This is a genomic window from Candidatus Symbiopectobacterium sp. (genome assembly GCF_020054415.1).
In the GTDB taxonomy this organism is placed as follows: domain Bacteria; phylum Pseudomonadota; class Gammaproteobacteria; order Enterobacterales; family Enterobacteriaceae; genus Symbiopectobacterium.
Map to the genome: position 1 here is coordinate 1 of NZ_JAHWCO010000418.1, position 19,049 is coordinate 19,049.

The window sequence follows — 19,049 nt, forward strand, 5'->3', positions numbered from 1 at the left end:
TGAAGCTGCATCCCGGCCGTCAATGCGTTTTGTTCAGCCGAAAACTGAGGTTCAGCAGGCGATGCGAGCACTGCATCGGGTCAGGGAATCTCTTATCAGAGATAAAGTAAAAACCACTAACCAGATCCACGGTTTTCTGCTAATGAGCTGATGTAGCATCAAACGTAGTACTCGCGTTCGATGTAAGTACCGATGATCCTATCATGCATTTCGGATGATTTTGAATATCCGAGCGTCTTGCGATTGAGCCGTTGCAATCGGTTACGCAGTGTCAGATGCGCACACTCAATACGCTGTGTATACAGCTTGCTAACAATGTGTTTTACTTTTGGAAGTTCGTCGTTGTAAGCCCTGTAGCCATCCGTGTTTGCATGACTGACGACGTTAACGCTGATGGCCACTTTTGCCATAACCGTGTTTTTTCACAGGAGATGTCTGTTCACAAAACGGGCATCTTACATCAACTTTAGCCACTGTACTCCACATCCAAAACCGGACATTTTACACTGCAATCAACATATTGAATACACGACCAGTGTCTTGGTACTACAGTGCGCTTCTGGCGCAGGTTTACGGGTTGTCATCTCACTTCTCACCATGGATTGCCTGCTATCAACCGTAGCGGATCCCTCGACGCGAAAAAATATCGTCAGGTTATATTTTATGACTGTAAAGCAGAACGCCTGCTACCGCTCGCGCTTCTGCGCACGGTAAATAAAAGAAGAATAATGTGCCGGCTTATATTTTCCTGCGTGCTTATAGGCAGGATATGAATATTTATTGTGTGACGGAAAAATCCAACAAAAAGTGAGGAATAGCATATTACAGAGGTTGAAAGTGACAGATTTGAACAATGTATTCCTGTTTTATGAATGCAGAAATCTCAACGTTGCCGTTATTTTGGCTCAACGCATAGACGAATGTCTTTTAGCATAGCTTATAAAACATGATCTTGTCCGTAATAAATAAACATCATAGGTCTCTGTCAGTGAGTCAAGCCGGAGTTGGACTTCTGCAAGCAAAAGGAGAGTGAACCAGATGGCCAAAAAGGATGCGCTGTTGATCCCTTTATTGAGCAGGATACTCGATGTTCCCGAAGCAGCATTACGCGACGACAGGAATCTGATGCACTATGGTATGGACTCGATGCGCACCATGCGTGCCGCGACATGGTTACGGCGCGAGGGGATCGCCGTCACTTTCTCGGATTTTATCGGTAAACGGACCGTAAAAGAGTGGCGTCAGGTGATATCTGCTGCCGAAGCGTATCGCGCGGTGGCCGATGCTGATGCACAGCAGTGCGATACGCCAGGGTTCGAACTTGCCACTATGCAGCATGCTTTTTGGATTGGGCGTAACGAGCGGCAACAGCTTGGGGGCGTAAGCGCTCATTTTTATGCTGAGATGGATGGCAAAGCGCTCGATCCAGAACGGCTGGCGAGTGCGCTGCACCGCCTGATTCAACGGCATGACATGCTGCGGTTGCGTATCGATGAGGATGCGCGTCTGCACATTGCCCCAGATAGTCCTTGTCAGCTACAGATTAATGATTTGCGCGAACTGTCTGGGGAGCAATGCCACGGACGTTTGGCCGCATTGCGTCAGCGCTATACACATCAGCAGTTGGATATCGCCAATGGTAAGACGCTGATGTTGGCGTTATCGCTGCTGCCAACAGGAGACAGTCGGCTGCATATCGATTTAGATATGATCGCTGGCGATGCCGCGAGCTTGCGTATCTTGCTGCGTGAGTTGGCGCTAGGCTACCGCCAACTGGATTATGTGTTACCACCGTTGAGGACAAGCTATCGTGACTACCAACAACGCTGGCAAAAGAAGCATCAACACCGTCGTGAGCATGACAGAGCTTGGTGGCAAACACAGTTATCGCGCTTGGCAACATCACTTACCTTGCCCCTTCAGTCATCAGAAAAAACCTCACCGGTAACCGAAAGACGCTATCTGTGGCTGAATCCTACGCAGCAGCAGCAATTGACGACAATGAGTCACCAATCCGGGCTGAGCGTCCCTGTAGTATTGGCAACGATCTTTGGTGAGTGTATTGGCCTATGGAGTGGCGGGGCTCCCTTTCTGTTGAACCTGCCGGTATTTTCCCGTGATGAAGAGATAGAAGATGCCGATCTGCTGGTGGGGGATTTTTCCAGCTCGGTGCTGATTAGCGTTGAACCGGGGAGTGCCGCGAGCATTATCGAGCAAGCGCGTCAACTGCAAACCCAACTTCATCGGGCGTTGGCTCATACGGCGTGGAGTGGCGTTGATGTGTTACGCGATCTGTCGCGGCAACAGCAGAGCAATGCCAGCCTAGCTCTGGTGGTGTTTACCAGCGCATTAGCACTGGGCGATCTCTTTGAACCGCAAGTGCGCGCGGTGTTAGGAGAGCCGGTATGGTCTGTTTCTCAGGGGCCGCAGGTGTTGATTGACGCACAGGCTACGGAATACCTGAACGGCATAATGTTGAATTGGGATGTGCGTACTGACAGGTTTGCACCCGGTGTGATTGATGCCATGTTCGACGGGTTTCAGCAACAGGTACACGCGTTGCTTGACGATATAACGTGCTGGCAGCGCCCGCTGCCAGTGCCACCGCCGGTAGCACCCTGGCCGCCAGAGATTATCGAACCTGCCAGTGCGCCGACGCTGCTGCACCGGTTCTTCATGCAAGCTGAGCGAGAACCCGATGCCATCGCCTTGCAGTGGGGTGAGCACGGTGTGCTGCATTATGGAGAATTGGCACAAAACGCCTTGTGCATCGCACGTTTTCTTCAGGAGCAGGGCATCAAAACGGGTGACAGCGTCGCGATCAGTATGGGGAAAGGGCCGGATCAAGTGATGGCGGTATTAGGAACCCTGGCTGCGGGTGCAACCTACGTTCCCTGCGGTATCGATATTCCGCTGGTACGCCGCGAAGCCGTATACAGCCTGGCAAATGTAGCGTTGGTGCTTTGCGACTCTCGCCGTATCTATCAGCCTGAATGGCCGCAGGGGATTCCGGTGTTTCCGCTGGTGCAGGGGTTGCAGGCGTTGCCACTTGCGGCACCGGCCGAGGTGGATGATCAGCAGGCGATGTATGTCATCTTTACCTCAGGCACCACCGGCGAACCGAAAGGCGTCGCGGTTTCGCACCGAGCGGTTGCCAATACAGTGGACGGCGTTGATGCGCATTTCACTGTCACACCCAGCGATTGTACCATCACGCTATCAGCGCTTGATTTCGATCTCTCTGCTTACGATATCTTCTCCTGTCTGAGCCGCGGTGCCCGGCTTGCGGCGGTTGACGAACACCAACGCCGGGATGCCCATGAATGGCTGACTCTGATACAGCGCTATGATGTCAGCATCATCAGTTGTGTGCCTGCGCTGTTGGAGATGATCCTCACTGCTGCCGGAGACACACCATTATCTTCTGCCCGGCTGGTTATGTTGGGGGGCGATCGTATTCCTGTAGCATTGGCAGAGCGCTGGTGGCGGCGCACCGCGGGAGCACCTTTCGTCGGGTTAGGGGGCATGACGGAAGCCGCAATCCACTCCACGCTTTTCGTGCTGCATGCCGACGATCCGCGCTGGACGACGGTGCCTTTTGGTACACCTTTACCCAACATGTATTGCCGTATTGTTGATGCTTTGGGGCGAGATTGCCCGCCCTGGATGGCCGGTGAACTGTGGGTCAGCGGCCCAGGATTGGCGCTGGGGTATCATAACGATGCGGAGCGCACCGCAGAAAAATTTGTGGAGTGTGCCGGGCGACGTTGGTATCGCAGCGGCGACCGCGCACGCTATTGGCCCGATGGTACCATTGACTATCTTGGACGTAATGACCAGCAGATAAATATTCGCGGGCACCGTATCGAACCCGGGGAAGTGGAAGCGGCACTGATGCGCCATCCTGCCATTCACAACGCCTGCGTGACGGTGGTAACACAGGCGGCCCGTCAACTTTGTGCCACGCTGGTAACCGATGAAAATAACGGCGCCAGCGTCTGGCAAGGCTGGTTACAGCCGCTGCTGCCACGCTATGCCATTCCTGAACACTACGTGGTTGTACCCGTGCTGCCGGTAACGGAAAACGGCAAGACAGACCGGGCGAGCGTAGAACGCATCGTCGCGTCGCAGATTACTCTGGCACGCACCGCGCGCAGCGCCCCTGAAAACGATATCGAACGGCAGGTTGCCGCGCTGTGGGCCACGCTGCTGAACGTCGACAGCGTCAGCCGTGAGGATAATTTCTTCGTTCTGGGTGGTGACAGCCTTATTGCCACGCGTTTGATTGCGGCGTTACGCGAACGGCAACTGAGCGCACCCTTGCATGCCTTATTCACTTCCCCTGAGTTGCGCGATTTTTGCCATTATGTTCAAGCAGACGATGCCGTTTCACTGCCAGTGTTGGTCGCCGATGATGCCGCACGCTATCAACCCTTCCCACTCAGTGACATTCAGCGCGCCTTCTGGATTGGCCGCAGTGAACAGATGACGCTGGGCGGCGTTGGCTCGCATTTCTATATCGAATTTGATGGTAAAGTGCTGGATGTCGCACGCCTTGAAACCGCCTGGCAACAGCTGATCTCGCGTCACGCCATGCTGCGTGCGGTGGTGACCGACACCGGGGAGCAGCAGGTGCTACCCGATACGCGGACTTATCGCATTGACCGTCATACCGCCGGTGACGATGTTGAAGGCACATTGCAGACTTGGCGCGATACCCTGTCGCACTGGGTTTACGATGTGCATGAGTGGCCGCTGTTTTCCATTCATGTGGTGGATTATCAGCAAGGGGGTGATGCGCGCCAGCGGTTGATAGTCAGCATCGATAGCATGATGTTCGATGGCCGTAGCATCATGATCCTGTTCACTGAATGGGATGCATTGTACCGCAATCCGACGGCGACACTGCCCGCATTGCGTATCCACTATCGGGATTATCAATGTGTTCAGGCCGAGCAGGGTGCGGCGTTGATGCCACAGGCGAAAGCCTACTGGCTGGAGCGAGTGGCAACGTTGCCTGCCGCGCCCGCTTTGCCGTTGGCGGTGAGGCCTGAAACGATTGCTAAGCCCCGCTTCCAGCGCAGGCGCTACGTGTTGCCCGCAGAATCATGGCAGCGTTTTATGTCACAGGCGCAGCAGCATGGCATCACTGCCAGCGTGGCGCTGGCGGCGGCCTATGGTGAAGTGCTGGCGTACTGGAGTAGTCAGTCTGCGCTGGCACTGAATTTTACGCTGTTCGATCGGCAGCCACTGCATCCCGATATTAACCGTGTAGTGGGGGATTTCGCTTCCATCCTGTTGCTCGGTTATGAAACTGCGCAGGGGAAAGATTTTTGTCAGGCGACTATGCAGTTGCAGCAGCAGGTGGGGGAAGGGCTAAGCCACCGGCAGTTTTCAGGCGTGCAGGTGCTACGCGAACTGGCCCGTTATCACGGCCAAAGCATGCCTACGATGCCCGTAGTGTTTACCAGTGTACTCGGGTTGGAAAAGGATGCGTCGATGGCGCTGTCGGATGCGTTTCCCCGTGTGCACTACACGCTGACGCAAACGCCGCAGGTATGGCTCGATGCCAAAGTCAGCGAATCGCATGGGTGTCTGCTGCTGGAGTGGGACGTGGTGGAAGCCCTGTTTCCTCCCGGCATTATCGACAGTCTGTTTGCCACATACTGTCATCTGGTTGAAAGCTTGGTACAGGCGGACTGGCGCCAGCCGATATCGCTGTCGCTTCCTGTCGAACAGCAGCGCCTAAGGGCGCAGATCAATCAAACGGCGATGGATTTCGGTGATAACACCGCGCCTTACCTGCGCGTTTTTACTCAGGCGCAACGTGCCCCGCAAGCGACGGCACTGGTGTGGGGCGATCATGGCGTGATGCATTACGGTGAGATGACGCGTCAGGCGTTGAGCGTGGCAGCGTATCTGGTGCAACAGGGCATACAGCAAGGCGACAAGGTGGCCATTACCCACCGCAAGGGGGCGGCGCAGATTGTCGCGGTGTTAGGGGTGCTGGCGGCGGGAGGCTGCTATGTCCCTTGCAATATCGCATTACCGCTGGCGCGTCGTGAGCATATTTACCAGGCAGCTCAGGTGCGTTGGGTTCTGACTGACGATGTGAGCCTGACGAACCTCGATTGGCCTGCCGTGTCTTCCGTCGTGGCGCTCAGCACTGCGTTGGCCTGCACCCCGTTGCAAGAACCTATCATCCAGCCGGATTATGCGCCGATCTACGTTATTTTTACCTCCGGTAGTACTGGCGCACCAAAAGGCGTGGTAGTGAGCCATGGGGCGGTTGCCAATACCATTGATGCCGTCGCCCGGCGTTTTGATCTCAGCGTCAGCGATCGTTCCATTACGCTTTCTGCACTGGATTTTGATCTGTCGGCCTTTGATATTTTCACCTTCCTCAGCATCGGTGCTTCGCTGGCCGTGGTCGAAGAGCCTCAGTGGCGCGATGCGGCCGCGTGGACGATGTTGATGGCACGCTGGCAGGTTAGCGTTATCAGCGCGGTGCCTGCGCAGGTGGAGATGTTGACCATTGCGGCCCATGACCGGGGGGTGCCGCAGTCGCTGCGGCTGGTAATGGTGGGCGGCGATCGAATCTTGTACCCCTTGCCACATCAGTTATGGGCATTTGCACCTCAAGCGCACTTTGCGGCCCTGGGCGGCATGACAGAGGCGGCAATCCACGCTACCTGCTACATAGTCACTCCGGATGAACCATGGTGGCCTGCGGCACCGTATGGCGAGCCGCTGGCGAACATGCGCTGTCGGGTGGTGGATGGACAGGAACGCGATTGCCCGAATGGTGTGAAAGGGGAACTGTGGATCAGTGGTGCTGGGCTTGCGGACGGTTACATCGGTGATGCGCAACGCAGTGCGGAGAAGTTTGTCGTACGGCAGGGGGCGACTTGGTATTGCACCGGCGACCTGGCCTACTACCGCGATGACGGTGTGCTGATTTTCTGCGGGCGCACCGATGGTCAAGTCAAGGTCCGTGGATATCGTATTGAACTGGCGGAAATTGAAGGCGCTTTAACGCGACTGCCGGAGGTAGATGAAGCGGTTGTTGTGGTAGTCGAAGCCCCTTCGCAACAGGTAGCCGCTGCGCTGGTGTGTCCTGAGGCCACCGAGATGGCGAGCATCAAACAGGCGCTACAGGCGTGGTTACCTGAGTATGAAGTGCCTGAACACCTGATACGTATCGCCCGTGTGCCCTTGACGGACAATGGCAAAATTGAACGAGCCGCAATTTGTGACGAGGTGCAGTCCTATCTGAATGGACTGCGTGATGAACGGGCGGGGGGACTTCCCGTCGGCCAGGCAGAGCAGGTGCTGGCTACGCTGTGGGGCGCATTGCTCGATCTGGACACTGTTACCCGTGAGGCGAACTTTTTTGCTCTCGGGGGCGATAGCCTGATAGCTACCCGGCTAATCAGCCGCCTGCCCCAGGAGGGGTTTCATGGCTCGCTGGCGTCATTGTTTCGCCATCCGGTGCTGCACGCGTTTGCTGCAACGTTGCGGGACGTTACGCCCGAACAACAGATCCGTTTACACCACGATGTTGCGCAGCGTTATCACCCGTTCCCGCTGAATGACGTACAGGAGGCCTATTGGCTGGGACGACGAGACGGGTTCGTACTGGGCGGTATCGCCGCCCAGTGCTACCACGAATACGAACTGCAACACGCCAATCTGATGCGTCTTGAGCAAGCCTGGAACCAGTTGGTCACACGGCACGACATGCTGCGCTGCGTTATCGGCGAGGATGGTCAGCAGTCCATCATGGAAGAAGTTCCGTATTTTTACTTCCGTTACCATGATTTACGGCATTTGACGGATGCGTCAGCACAGTTGGCGCTGCTCAGAAACCGAATGGCGCATCAGACTCTGTCTGCAGGTAGCGGCAGGCTCTACGACATTACGTTGATTGACTATGGTGCAGGGAAATCGCGACTGGCTGTGTTGTTCGATAATTTGATTGTCGATGGTTTAAGCATGTTGACGCTGTTTAGTGAATGGTTCGAATGCTACCAAAATCCGGAGACCGAACTCCCCCCGCTGGCGATACAATTTCGCGATTATCAGTGCTGGCGCGCGCAGCAGGGGCAGACGGAAGAAGATATCGTCTATTGGCAGCAGCGCTTGGATGCGTTGCCGCCTGCGCCTGCATTGCCGACACGTATGCTGCCTGCTGCCATCATTACGCCACGTTTTCGTCGACTGGAAGCGCAACTCGAGCCCGCACTGTGGCGACAGCTCAGTGATCGCGCGCGTCAGGCGCGAATTACCCCTTCGGTGCTGCTCTTGACCAGTTTTGCGGAAACGCTGAGTCGGTGGAGTGGGCAAAAAGCGTTGGTAATCACCTTGACGCAGTTCGATCGCCAGCCGCTTCATCCCGATATCAACCGTGTAGTAGGGGATTTTACCTCGCTAACGCTGGCAGAGTATCACGCCGATAACGCCGAGAGCTGGCTAAGGCACGCCCAGCGGTTGCAGGAACAAGTGTGGCGCGATCTTGGCCATGCATCAGTGTCCGCTATTTCGGTACAGCGTGCGCTGGCACAGCGGACAGGCAATGAGATGCAATCCGCACCGGTGGTGTTCACCAGTATGCTGGGGGTGGCCTATGCGCTGACTAAAGCGGTGCCTTGGCCGAACTATACCAGTTCGCAAACGCCGCAGGTGTGGCTTGATCATCAGGCTATTGACTTAGCCGACGGTGTGTTGCTCAGTTGGGATTATCTGGAAGAGCTGTTTTTGCCCGACATGGTCGAGCAGATGTTTGCCTGGTACTGTCACACATTGCGCGCGTTAGCAGGCAACGACTGGCTTGCGCCGCCGATTAGGGATTTGCCCGTTGCGCAGCGCCAGATACGACTCCAAGCCAACACAACCGGTGGTCCGATGCCAAGCCATCGGGTGTTGCATGATGCCTTTTTCAGCCAAGCGCAGCAGCGGCCTGAGCGTCCGGCGCTGTGGGATAGTGTGAACGGCTACCTGAGCTACGGAGCGCTGTGTGAACAGGCGCTCACGGTTGCGGCCGGACTGCTACGCCGCGGCATCCACTCGGGTGATTGTGTCGCACTGTGCTTGACGCCAGGTAGCGAGCGCGTGGTGGCGTTGCTCGGTATCCTCGCAGCAGGGGCGGCCTACTTGCCTCTCAATCAGGCTCATCCCGCCGCGCGCCACGAACTGCTCTGCCGTAAGGGGCGAGCGAAGGCCGTCATCTGCGACAACGAACTTTCGTTCTCCATACCGACCTACTCGCTGGCTTCATTGCGTGACAACGCGCCGTTAACGGCACCGATCATTCCGTCGGACGATACGCTCGCCTACGTGCTGTTTACCTCCGGAACCACCGGGGAACCCAAAGGCGTGATGATTGAACACCGTAATGTACTCAATACGCTGGAAGCAGTGTGTCAGCAACTTGATATATCGGCACAAGATGTCTTTCTGGCCGTTTCCGCGCTGGATTTCGACCTGTCGGTGTTTGATCTGTTCGCTGCGCTGAGTGTGGGGGGCTTATTGGTGTTGGCGGAGGACTCGCCCCACCATGATGCGGACCGATGGTTAACGTTGATGTCTACCCACGGTGTCAGCATATGGAATAGTGTGCCGTCGCTGTTCGATATTCTGCACACCCTGGCTTGTGCGCGGCAAGTGACGCTACCCGACCTACGTATTGCCTTGTTGTCGGGAGATTGGGTGGATCCTGACAGCGGCGAGCAGTTGCGTACGCCCGCGCCGTCAGCGCAGGCGTTTGCGTTGGGCGGGGCCACAGAGGCCGCTATCTGGTCCACGATATGGCCAATGTCGTCACCGTTACCGGAAGGGTGCTACACGGTTCCCTACGGTTTCCCACTGAGGAATCAGCGCTTCCGCGTAGTGGACGCATTGGGCAATGACACGCCTGACTGGGTACCCGGCGAACTGTGGATTGGCGGATTGGGGGTAGCGCGCGGCTATTGTGCGGATGCGCGTTTGACGGCGTTGCACTTCAATGGTGATTACCCGTGGCGCTGGTATCGCACTGGCGATCGCGGACGCTACCGCCCAGACGGTGTGCTGGAGTTTTTAGGACGCATCGATAATCAGATTAAGTTACAGGGTCACAGAATTGAACTGGGTGAAATTGAATCCATCTTGCTGCGTCATCCACAGGTACGTCACGCGGTTGCCGTAGTGCAGGGCGAGGGTGCTACGGCAGGACTGCACGCTTATGTCCAGATGGATGCTGCTGAAGAAGAGATCAAGGCGCTTCTAAGCGCACTACACCATGAACTACGTATCACCTTGCCGGGCTATGCGATTCCTGGGGAAATATCGGCTGTTACCACCTGGCCGCTGACGCCCAGCGGGAAAATCGACAGGCGTCAGTTAGCCATGTCGTCACCGAGCTCAGCGTCCCACCAGATCAAGAAAATCAGTGAGTTGAAGCATACGATTGCCGCGTTGTGGCAACAACTCGTGGAAGGGCCACTGCCATCGGGCACGGATTCCTTCTTCCGCGCGGGCGGTAACTCGTTGCTGGGGACAAAGCTAGTCGCTCAGGTGTGCGAACGATTTTCTATCAATCTGACCATAAGGGAGTTTTTCTCTGACGCCACCTTATCTGGCCTGTGTGCCTGCGTTGAAAGGCATTTAGCCGACCGAGCTCGAATGGAGGAGGGATCGCTATGAATATCGCCGATTTTGTTGCCACGCTGGAATTAGAAGGCATCGAGTTGTGGAGCGAAGGGAATAATCTGCACTTTCGTGCGCCTGCTGGAACCTTGAGTGAAACGGTGAAAGAAGAGCTGCGCGAACACAAGTCTGCGCTGTTGGTCTATCTGGCAAGTAGGAATGAGAACGAGGCGATTCATTGCGATCGTCAGGGCCGCTTTACGCCATTCCCCCTAACGGAAACTCAGCAGGCGTGGCTGATCGGGCGTCACAGCGCTTTTACTTACGGCGGTCTGGCGTGTCGCGGTTTTCTTGCTGTGAGTTTTCCGCTGGCACTGGAGCACACGCGGCTGGAGCAGGCATTGCAGCAGTTGATTGCGCGCCATGACATGTTACGGGTGGTAGTGAAAGAGGAAGGCTTTCAGCGTGTCCTGTCAACGGTGCCTGATTTTGCGTTGCCCACCAGCGATCTACGCCATCTTGGCACTGAACCGGCGCAGCGCGCCGTGGAGCGGCTACGCGGTACCTTGTTGTCAGCCCCGGCCGACTACGCCACCTGGCCGCTGTTCGCGGCGCATGCGGTCCGGTTGGCCCGAGAGACGCAGTTGATGTTGGCTGTTGAACTGATCGCGTTGGATGCGGCCAGCCTCTATCTATTGGTCGATGAGCTTGCGCTGCTGTTATTCAATCCTGAACAGCTTCCCCCTGCACCGGATATTACTTTTCGTGACTGCGTTATTGCGCGGCGCGCCGCACGTGAAGGAAAACGCTATCGAGACGATCGACACTATTGGTTGGCGCGCCTTGATACGCTGCCAGACGCACCGCAACTGCCGCTGGCCGAAGCCGCGGCTGATGCGCCGTTTCTGCGCCGTCATCGACGGCTGTCGACGAGTCAGGTCAGACAACTTAGCGTACTTGCTGGAGAACATCAGGTGACGTTGAGCGTACTGTTGCTCGGGGCGTTTGCGCAGGTGCTGGCACTGTACAGTCAACAGCGTCATTTCACGTTAAATTTGCCCGTGTTTCGGCGCGACCAACAGCATCCCGATATCCAGCGCGTGGTGGGTGATTTTACCGACACCGTGCTGCTTGACGTTGATTTACAAGGTGCTGTTCCGTTTGGTGAGCAACTGCGTGTGCTCAGTCAGCGCCTGTGTGATGCGATGGATCACGCCAGCTACTCCGGGTTGGAACTGCTCAGAGCGCTTTCTCGACGTCGCGGGGAAGCCCAGTTAATGCCCGTGGTATTTACCAGCACGTTAGGGCAACGTGCAAACCGCGATGGGAAAAAGGCCTGCTATTACATTGTTCAAGGCATGACTCAAACGCCCCAGGTATTAATCGATTGCCAGGTGGTGGAACAGCCAGAAGGGATCCTGCTGGCGTGGGATTCGCGCGAGTCGCTGTTTCCCCCGGCTCTGATTGAGCAAGCGTTCGAAGTGTATTGCAGTTTTATCAATCGGTTAATTGAAGAAGGTGAGTGCTGTATGCAACAGATTCGCCCGGTGTCGCTGCCTGCCACATTGTTCCATGCGCGTCAGTATGCCAACGCGTCCTGTAAGATTTACCCGACCCAGTTACTCCATCAGGGGATTGTGGCGCAGGCTGAACGACGTCCCGAGTCTATCGCAGTTATTGATGAGCACGGTGCACTGAGCTACCAACAACTGCTGGCACAGGCCACTGGGCTGGCTGCACGGCTGCAGCAGGCGGGGCATCAGCCTTCGCAGCGGGTTGCCATTTTCTGTGACAAGGGGCGGGGACAGGCGCTGGCCGTGCTTGCAACTCTGCTGTGCGGGGGATGCTATGTGCCGTTTTACCTGAATCAACCGACGGCGCGCCGTGACCTTATGTTGCAAGATGCAGACATTGCTTGGGCCATTGCCGATGAGCCTACCTCGCTTCCCGCATGTATCAACGTGCTTGACTGGCGGTGTGAACCGCCAGTGCTCGATTTCACGCCGGTGTCAGTGGCACCTGAGCAGCCTGCGTACCTGATTTATACCTCAGGTTCTACCGGCACACCGAAAGGCGTCGTTGTGTCTCATCGGGCTGCCTGGAATACGCTGGCCGACATCAACCACCGCTTTGCCATGGGGCCGCAGGATGCGATGCTGGCGCTGGCTAATCTTTCCTTCGATCTCTCCGTTTACGACCTGTTCGGGGTGCTGGCCGCCGGAGGGCGTCTGGTCTATCCCCACGCTGCGCAGCAGGGCGATCCGGCGCACTGGGTGCTACAAATCCAGCGTCATGACATCACCTTGTGGAACAGTGTGCCGTCACAGTTGCAGATGCTGTGCGATGTCCGGCAACCGTTGACACCGCTGCGCGTGGCGCTAGTTTCCGGGGATTTGGTGCCGCGTAGCCTGACGGAATCGCTAGCGGCGTTACAGACATCTGCTGAGCTGTTCGCTCTGGGTGGGGCCACTGAGGCGGGTATTTGGTCTGTGTGCTGCCCGGTCAATACGCTTGAGGCGCACTGGACTCATGCCACTTATGGTGCGCCCCTCGCCAACCAGCGCCTGTACGTTCTTGACGATGCCATGAATGACCGTCCCGATTGGGTGGCAGGAGAAATCGCCATCGCCGGAGCCAGTCTGGCTGACGGATACTGGCAGGATGCCGAAAAAACCGCGCAACGTTTTGTTATCGCGCGTAATGGTGAACGCCGCTACCTTACCGGTGACCGAGGACGCTATTGGCCCGATGGTCGCATTGAATTTCTTGGTCGTTATGATCAGCAGGTGAAAATCCACGGCCATCGGGTGGAACTGGGCGAGATCACCGCAACGCTGCGCCAACATCCGGCAGTTGCGGATGGCGTAGCGCTGTTGACTGCAGAGGGGTCGTTGCACGGTGTGGTCGAAACTGCTGCCGGACAGCAGTCCGCCGTCACCTCGGTGACAGATGCCGCTCGTGACTGTGCGCAACAGCTTGAACGGGATATGGATGCGCCGGCGTTCACGGCGCTGATGGCAGCGGCGGACCGGGTAGCAATGCTGGCGATGGCAGCCCGCTTACGTGCCGATGGGTTATTCGGTACGGAAGAGGATCGTCACTCGTTGAACGAGATATATCAGGCAACCCACGTGGCGCAGACCCATCAACGCTTGCTGCGTCGTTGGTTGGATGCCTTGGTTGGCGCTCGGGCGTTAACGCGCGATGCGCAAGGTCATTACCGTGACCTGATTGCTAGCGATAAAGCGGCGCTTGATGACGCCTGGCAACAGGTTGACCGCCTCGAACAGCGTACTCGCTATGGCAGTCTAACGTTGGATTACATCAGGGCGTGTAGTGAAGATCTGGCAGGGCTGTTGCGCGGTGAGCGGGATGTGCGCGGGCTGTTGTTTCCACAGGGTGAACTGTCGACGGCGCAGGCTTCTTATCGTGATAACGTGGCGAGCCGCAGCATGAATGCCATTGCTATTGCAGCCATTACCGAATTTGCGAAGCAGTGCGATCGCCCATTGCGCCTGCTGGAAGTGGGGGCAGGGGTGGCGGGAACGGCCAGCGAGTTGGTTCCTGCTCTGGAGGCCTATGGTACTGAATACTGGTTTACCGATTTGTCGACGTTCTTCCTGACAGAAGCGCGTAAACACTTTGCTGACTACGACGGTATGCACTACGGACTGTTTGATATGAACCTGCCCGCTGCGTCGCAGGGGATGCAGGCCAATAGCATGGACGTCATCCTCTGCGCCAACGTCTTGCACAATGCGCGACATGCGGGCGAAGTGCTGGCCGGTTTGGCGCAACTGCTGACTCCGGGTGGCATTCTGGTGTTCATTGAACCGGTACGACGTCATAACTACCCGCTGTTAGTGTCGATGGAGTTTTTCCCCGAACTGACCGGGTTTACCGATCTGCGCGCGGAGACCGATCAGACCTTCTTTACTCGTGAACAGTGGCTCGATTTATTGCAGCAGGCGGGGGCGACGCTGCTTGACTGCTCACCCGCTGCGCACAGTGCTTTGGCAACGTCGGGACAGGGCGTCTTTATCGCTCAGTTTAAAACCGATCGCGCCGCGGTGTGCGATACACGCCTGCGAGCGTACCTGAAAACGTGTTTACCGGCGTACATGATTCCGACACAGTTGCATGTCTGGGATGCTTTGCCGCGCAATGCGAGTGGCAAAATAGACAGGCTGGCGCTAGCGAAAATGCTGGTGAGCCACGCGTCAATCGAGGCATCGCAGGCGCAAGGAGATGCGCTGTATGACGCATTGGAACATGATATTGCCGCCATCTGGAGCGATGTACTCGACACGGAAATCGTCACGCGGGACGCAGATTTTTATGCTTGTGGCGGCGATTCTCTATTGCTGTCGCGCATGATTGGCCGACTGCGGGAGCGCGTCGCTGCGGCCAGCGTTCTGACATGGGGCAGTTTGCTGCGTCACTTACTGCAAGAACCCACGTTGAAAGCCCTTTCTGCACGGCTGCGTCAGGTGGAAAAAACACAAACGGTGGTTTCACCTGAACAAGTTCCGCTGGTGACCTTATGGGAAACGGCGAGCGCGTCGACACCACCCTGTGTGCTGTTACATGCGGGAAGTGGCGATATGCAGCCCTACCGTTGCTTGTTGCCGGTATTGGATAAATCCTTCTATTCCCGCGGGATTGGGATTGAACTGCCTTCTCCGACAGCGTTTATGGCGTTACCACCGTCACAGGCGTTAGTGCGGCTGGCAGGACAGTATGTCGATGCACTGTGTGAACTCGGAGAGCGCTTCACGCTAATCGGCTACTGTTTTGGGGGATTGCTGGCAGCAGAAATGGCTCGTCAGCTCAGTGAGCGCGGCGTCGGTGTGCAACAATTGGTGGTGATCAGCGCTTGGCAGCCGCCGCGCGTGGACGATGCGCGTCTGGTTGAATATGTGTTTGCGCGTTCACACGGAGGATGCATGGAAGCGTTACGTTTGCCATCGGAATCGACGCTGGCAGAGGTTGTTCATCACGTGCTGCGCGAAACGCCGTCCCACATCCCCGCTGGTGCATTCGACCGCTTGCCAGAGGCCTATCAGCCCGTCGGCGACGCGCTGAGCCAATGGGCGATGAAACCGCTGAGTGAGCGACTGCGCGCCTTGCAAACCAGCGGTGATGAGCAGGGGGCCTACCTTGCTCCCGAAGGTGAAGTGCAGGCGTTTGCTGAGCGCCACGCGCTGTTCCATCATTGCATGGCCGCCGTGGGGGAACATCAGCCTGCACCCTGGACGGGAAAAACCGTGCTGATACGTAACAGTGCGAGCGATCCACTGTTGCCGGGTACGCCGCAGGATGTCACCGACTATTGGCAACGTCTTAGCCTTGGCGATCTGACCGTAGTGGACACGCCAGGCGATCATTTTAGTTGCATCACGCAGCAACACGCCGCGTCTCTGGCTGACTGTATAGCACGGCACGCCCGCACGGAGGAGGCGCTGTGAAGCGGTTTTGCATCGCTATTCTGGGGGCGACAGGCAGTATAGGACGAGAAGTTACCCACTGGCTAGGCGCGGCAGGATACTCATTACGTCTCGGAGCCAGACAGTCCGAGGCACTGCAAACGCTAGCGCAGCGGGTCAACGCGCAGGCTCAGGTGGTCGATCTCTATCAGCAAGAGGAACTGGATGCCTTTTGTAAGGGGTGCGCACTGGTGGTGAACTGTGCGGGACCGTCCTACCTGGTGCTCGATCGGGTTGCGCGCAGTGCCGCACTGGCTGGTGCACATTATATCGATGTATCCGGCGATGCACCGGTATGGCATTTGCTGCAACAAACTCCGACCAGCGCGCGGGGCTGGACCGCAGTGCTCTCGGCTGGCATGTTGCCGGGATTGGCCAATTTGATGCCTGACTGGCTGGGCGTGCAGCCTGATGATGCCATTACTGTATACAGCGGCGGGCGTGAAAGCGTACGCGGTGCGGCGGCAGGGGATCTGGTGCTGTCGGTCAACAATCAGTACGATACGATGGCGGCCAGTAGCTACTGGTATGGCGAAGCGAGCGCCTTCTGGGTCAAGGGGGAGCCGCATTTACGCCGGCTACCGACAGAATTGCATCATGATTTGGCGCATTTCCCCGGTGAAGTAACGCTGCTTCCGTTTCTCAGTAGCGATGCCGAGCGTCTGGCTTTACGTCATCAATTGCGCGAGTTGCGCTGGTATAACGTGTTTAGTGGCAGCTCCTTGCGTGAGACGCTGACCGGTTTACGCGGTTGGGTCAACAGTGCTGAACGCTTGGCGCAGGCGGTGGCACAGGTTGAACAGGCCAGCGAACTCGATCTGCTGGGGCACTCACCGTATTACCGACTGGTGTTCGATCTTATCCCCCACCACACACCGCGCCGCCGCGCGGTGATCTCCACCGACAGCAGCGCTGCGTTGACCGCCGCCGTTACGGTGAGCACGGTGAATGCGTTATCGCGCGGTGATATTGCCCCCGGTGTGCATTTCGCGGATGACGTCCTGATGGCGACACAAACTTTTAACGACGTTGTCCGTCTGCATCCGGGCACGCAGATTCGCCAATACCTGCCTGATGAACGCCTCGAAGAGGGAAAGCTATGACCAACAAAATGAAGGCCGTCGTGTGCGGCACCGCATTTGGCCGTTTTTATCTTCGCGCATTGGCGATACACCCGGACATAGAACTGGTCGGGATCCTGTCGCGCGGCTCTGAAGCTTCGGCACGCTGTGCGTGTGAGCTGGGCATCGCGCATTATCACGCGGTGGATGCGCTGCCGGATACGGTGACGCTGGCCTGCGTGGTGGTGCGCGCTGGGGTGTCCGGCGGTAGCGGTGCGGAGGTCGCGTGTGCGCTGCTGCGCCGTGGAATCCACGTTTTGCAGGAACATCCACTGCATCCTGATGAGCTGGCACACTGCTTTCGTACTGCGCATCAGTATGGTGTGCGCTATGACGTCAATGCGTTTTATCCCCATGTGCGTGCAGTGACGCGTTTCTTGCAGGCAGCGGCGTTGCTGCGCAAGCAACAACTGATCGCTTATCTGGAGGGGGGATGTGGCGCACAAGTACTGTATCCCTGGCTGGATATGGCGGCGCGGGCGCTGGGGCGTTTACAACCTTGTCGACTAACGCTGGCGCAGCCTGCTCAAAGCGGCCCCTACACCACAATTCAGGGAGATATCGGCGGTGTCCCGGTCACGCTGCGCGTGCAAAACCAGATCCATCCAGGGGATGCTGATAACCATGCTTTTTTGCTTCATCGGATGATGCTAGCTACAGAGAGCGGCGTTCTGACGTTGGCGGATACGCACGGTCCAGCACTGTGGCAGCCGCGCTTGCACACTCACCGCGATGCCACGCACCGTCTGGTGTTGGACGGACCGGGCACAGAACGCTTGGCGGCGCAGAGCAGTAGCACCTTGCCGGGCAGTGAGCCTGACACCTTTCGCGTGGTGTTCGATACCCAATGGCCACAGGCGATCAATCGGGCGCTGGATGCCTTTATCGCCAGTATCGGAAATCCAGCGTTGGCTCAGAGCCAATCCACCTGGACATTGAGCGTCACGCGCAGTTGGCACCAGATTTCAACCCTGCTTGGTCCCCCCGCGCTGATTGAACCCGCTACGCCACCTGAGGTGGCGCTGTGCCAGAAACTGTGCCAACAGGAGGCCGAATGACATGTCATTTCTTGCGTTTTTTTTCTCCGCCCTCGGCGTCGCAACCGCTGCTGGTTTGCCTGCCCTATGCCGGGGGCGGGGCCAGCGCATTTCGCGCCTGGGCAACGCTGTTTGATACGCAGATCGCAGTGGCTGCCGTGCAATATCCAGGACGAGAAGATCGTTTTACTGAAGCGACTATCGATGACATGTCACGCTTGCTGGCCACGCTGATGACTGAGTTTCAACACGATATTGCGACGCGACCCTATGCATTGCTGGGGCACAGCATGGGCGGTGCGATTGCGCATGAGCTGGCGGTCCAGTTGGAAGCGCAGGGCATGCCGCCGCGACATCTGTTTATCTCTGGTCGGCAGCCGCCCCGTTACCACCCGCGAGACAGCGTGGTTCATCGCAGCAGTGACAGCGATATTCTGGCCGAACTGCGTCGTTTGAATCCGCGCAACAACGCGCTGGTGGAGTCGCCGGAATTGGCGGCGCTGCTGGTGCCTATTATCCGCAGTGACTATCGCTTGATCGATAATTATCGACCTCATAACACGCCTGTGATTGGCTGCCCGATTGATGTACTTGCCGGACGGGACGATCCCGATCTTCCCGCCGATCAAGCCTGTGCCTGGGCCGATTACACCTCAGCATCGTGTCAGGTGCATATTTTCCCCGGTGATCATTTCTTTATCAATCAGCAACGGGATGCGGTGGTTGACACCGTGCAGCAGGCATTTCTCTCCTCGCTCACCCCTTGTACAAAAGGATAA

Annotated in this window: 6 protein-coding genes and 2 pseudogenes; 7 read left to right on the forward strand and 1 reads right to left on the reverse strand. The window is 57.1% G+C overall.

Annotated elements, in window-relative coordinates; translation table 11 throughout:
* A pseudogene (locus QZ506_RS12235) lies at positions 1–142 on the forward strand (IS110 family transposase); the annotation flags it as partial.
* A gap of 16 nt (positions 143–158) precedes the next feature.
* On the opposite strand, the pseudogene QZ506_RS12240 reads toward QZ506_RS12235, so the two are convergent.
* Positions 159–474 (reverse strand): annotated as a pseudogene (locus tag QZ506_RS12240) (IS1 family transposase).
* Here QZ506_RS12240 and QZ506_RS12245 point away from each other — a divergent pair.
* The 6 genes from QZ506_RS12245 (at position 394) to QZ506_RS12270 (ending at position 19,049) form a co-directional block, all read left to right on the forward strand.
* Positions 394–714, forward strand: coding sequence for a hypothetical protein (locus QZ506_RS12245; RefSeq protein ID WP_291971372.1), 321 nt, complete (start codon positions 394–396; stop codon positions 712–714). The pseudogene QZ506_RS12240 and the gene QZ506_RS12245 overlap by 81 nt on opposite strands.
* A 324-nt stretch (positions 715–1,038) precedes the next feature.
* On the forward strand, positions 1,039–10,683 hold the full coding sequence (locus QZ506_RS12250; protein WP_291971374.1) for a non-ribosomal peptide synthetase: 9,645 nt from the start codon (positions 1,039–1,041) through the stop codon (positions 10,681–10,683).
* Complete coding sequence (locus tag QZ506_RS12255; protein ID WP_291971376.1) at positions 10,680–16,094, forward strand: non-ribosomal peptide synthetase; 5,415 nt, start codon at positions 10,680–10,682, stop codon at positions 16,092–16,094. The genes QZ506_RS12250 and QZ506_RS12255 overlap by 4 nt, the downstream gene beginning before the upstream one ends.
* Positions 16,091–17,215 (forward strand): saccharopine dehydrogenase NADP-binding domain-containing protein, encoded by a 1,125-nt coding sequence (locus QZ506_RS12260; RefSeq protein ID WP_291971378.1) that lies wholly within the window; start codon positions 16,091–16,093, stop codon positions 17,213–17,215. The genes QZ506_RS12255 and QZ506_RS12260 overlap by 4 nt, the downstream gene beginning before the upstream one ends.
* Entirely contained in the window at positions 17,212–18,291 is a 1,080-nt protein-coding gene (locus QZ506_RS12265; protein ID WP_291971379.1) for a Gfo/Idh/MocA family oxidoreductase, read from the forward strand. The genes QZ506_RS12260 and QZ506_RS12265 overlap by 4 nt, the downstream gene beginning before the upstream one ends.
* The gene (locus tag QZ506_RS12270) at positions 18,288–19,049 is read left to right on the forward strand and encodes an alpha/beta fold hydrolase (protein ID WP_291971381.1); all 762 of its coding nucleotides are present in this window, start codon (positions 18,288–18,290) and stop codon (positions 19,047–19,049) included. Before QZ506_RS12265 ends, QZ506_RS12270 begins: the two co-directional genes overlap by 4 nt.

Coding starts and splice junctions, on each gene's coding strand:
- QZ506_RS12245 (WP_291971372.1), top strand. CDS start 394: ATGGCCACTTTTGCCATAACCGTGTTTTTTCACAGGAGATGTCTGTTC.
- QZ506_RS12250 (WP_291971374.1), top strand. CDS start 1,039: ATGGCCAAAAAGGATGCGCTGTTGATCCCTTTATTGAGCAGGATACTC.
- QZ506_RS12255 (WP_291971376.1), top strand. CDS start 10,680: ATGAATATCGCCGATTTTGTTGCCACGCTGGAATTAGAAGGCATCGAG.
- QZ506_RS12265 (WP_291971379.1), top strand. CDS start 17,212: ATGACCAACAAAATGAAGGCCGTCGTGTGCGGCACCGCATTTGGCCGT.
- QZ506_RS12270 (WP_291971381.1), top strand. CDS start 18,288: ATGACATGTCATTTCTTGCGTTTTTTTTCTCCGCCCTCGGCGTCGCAA.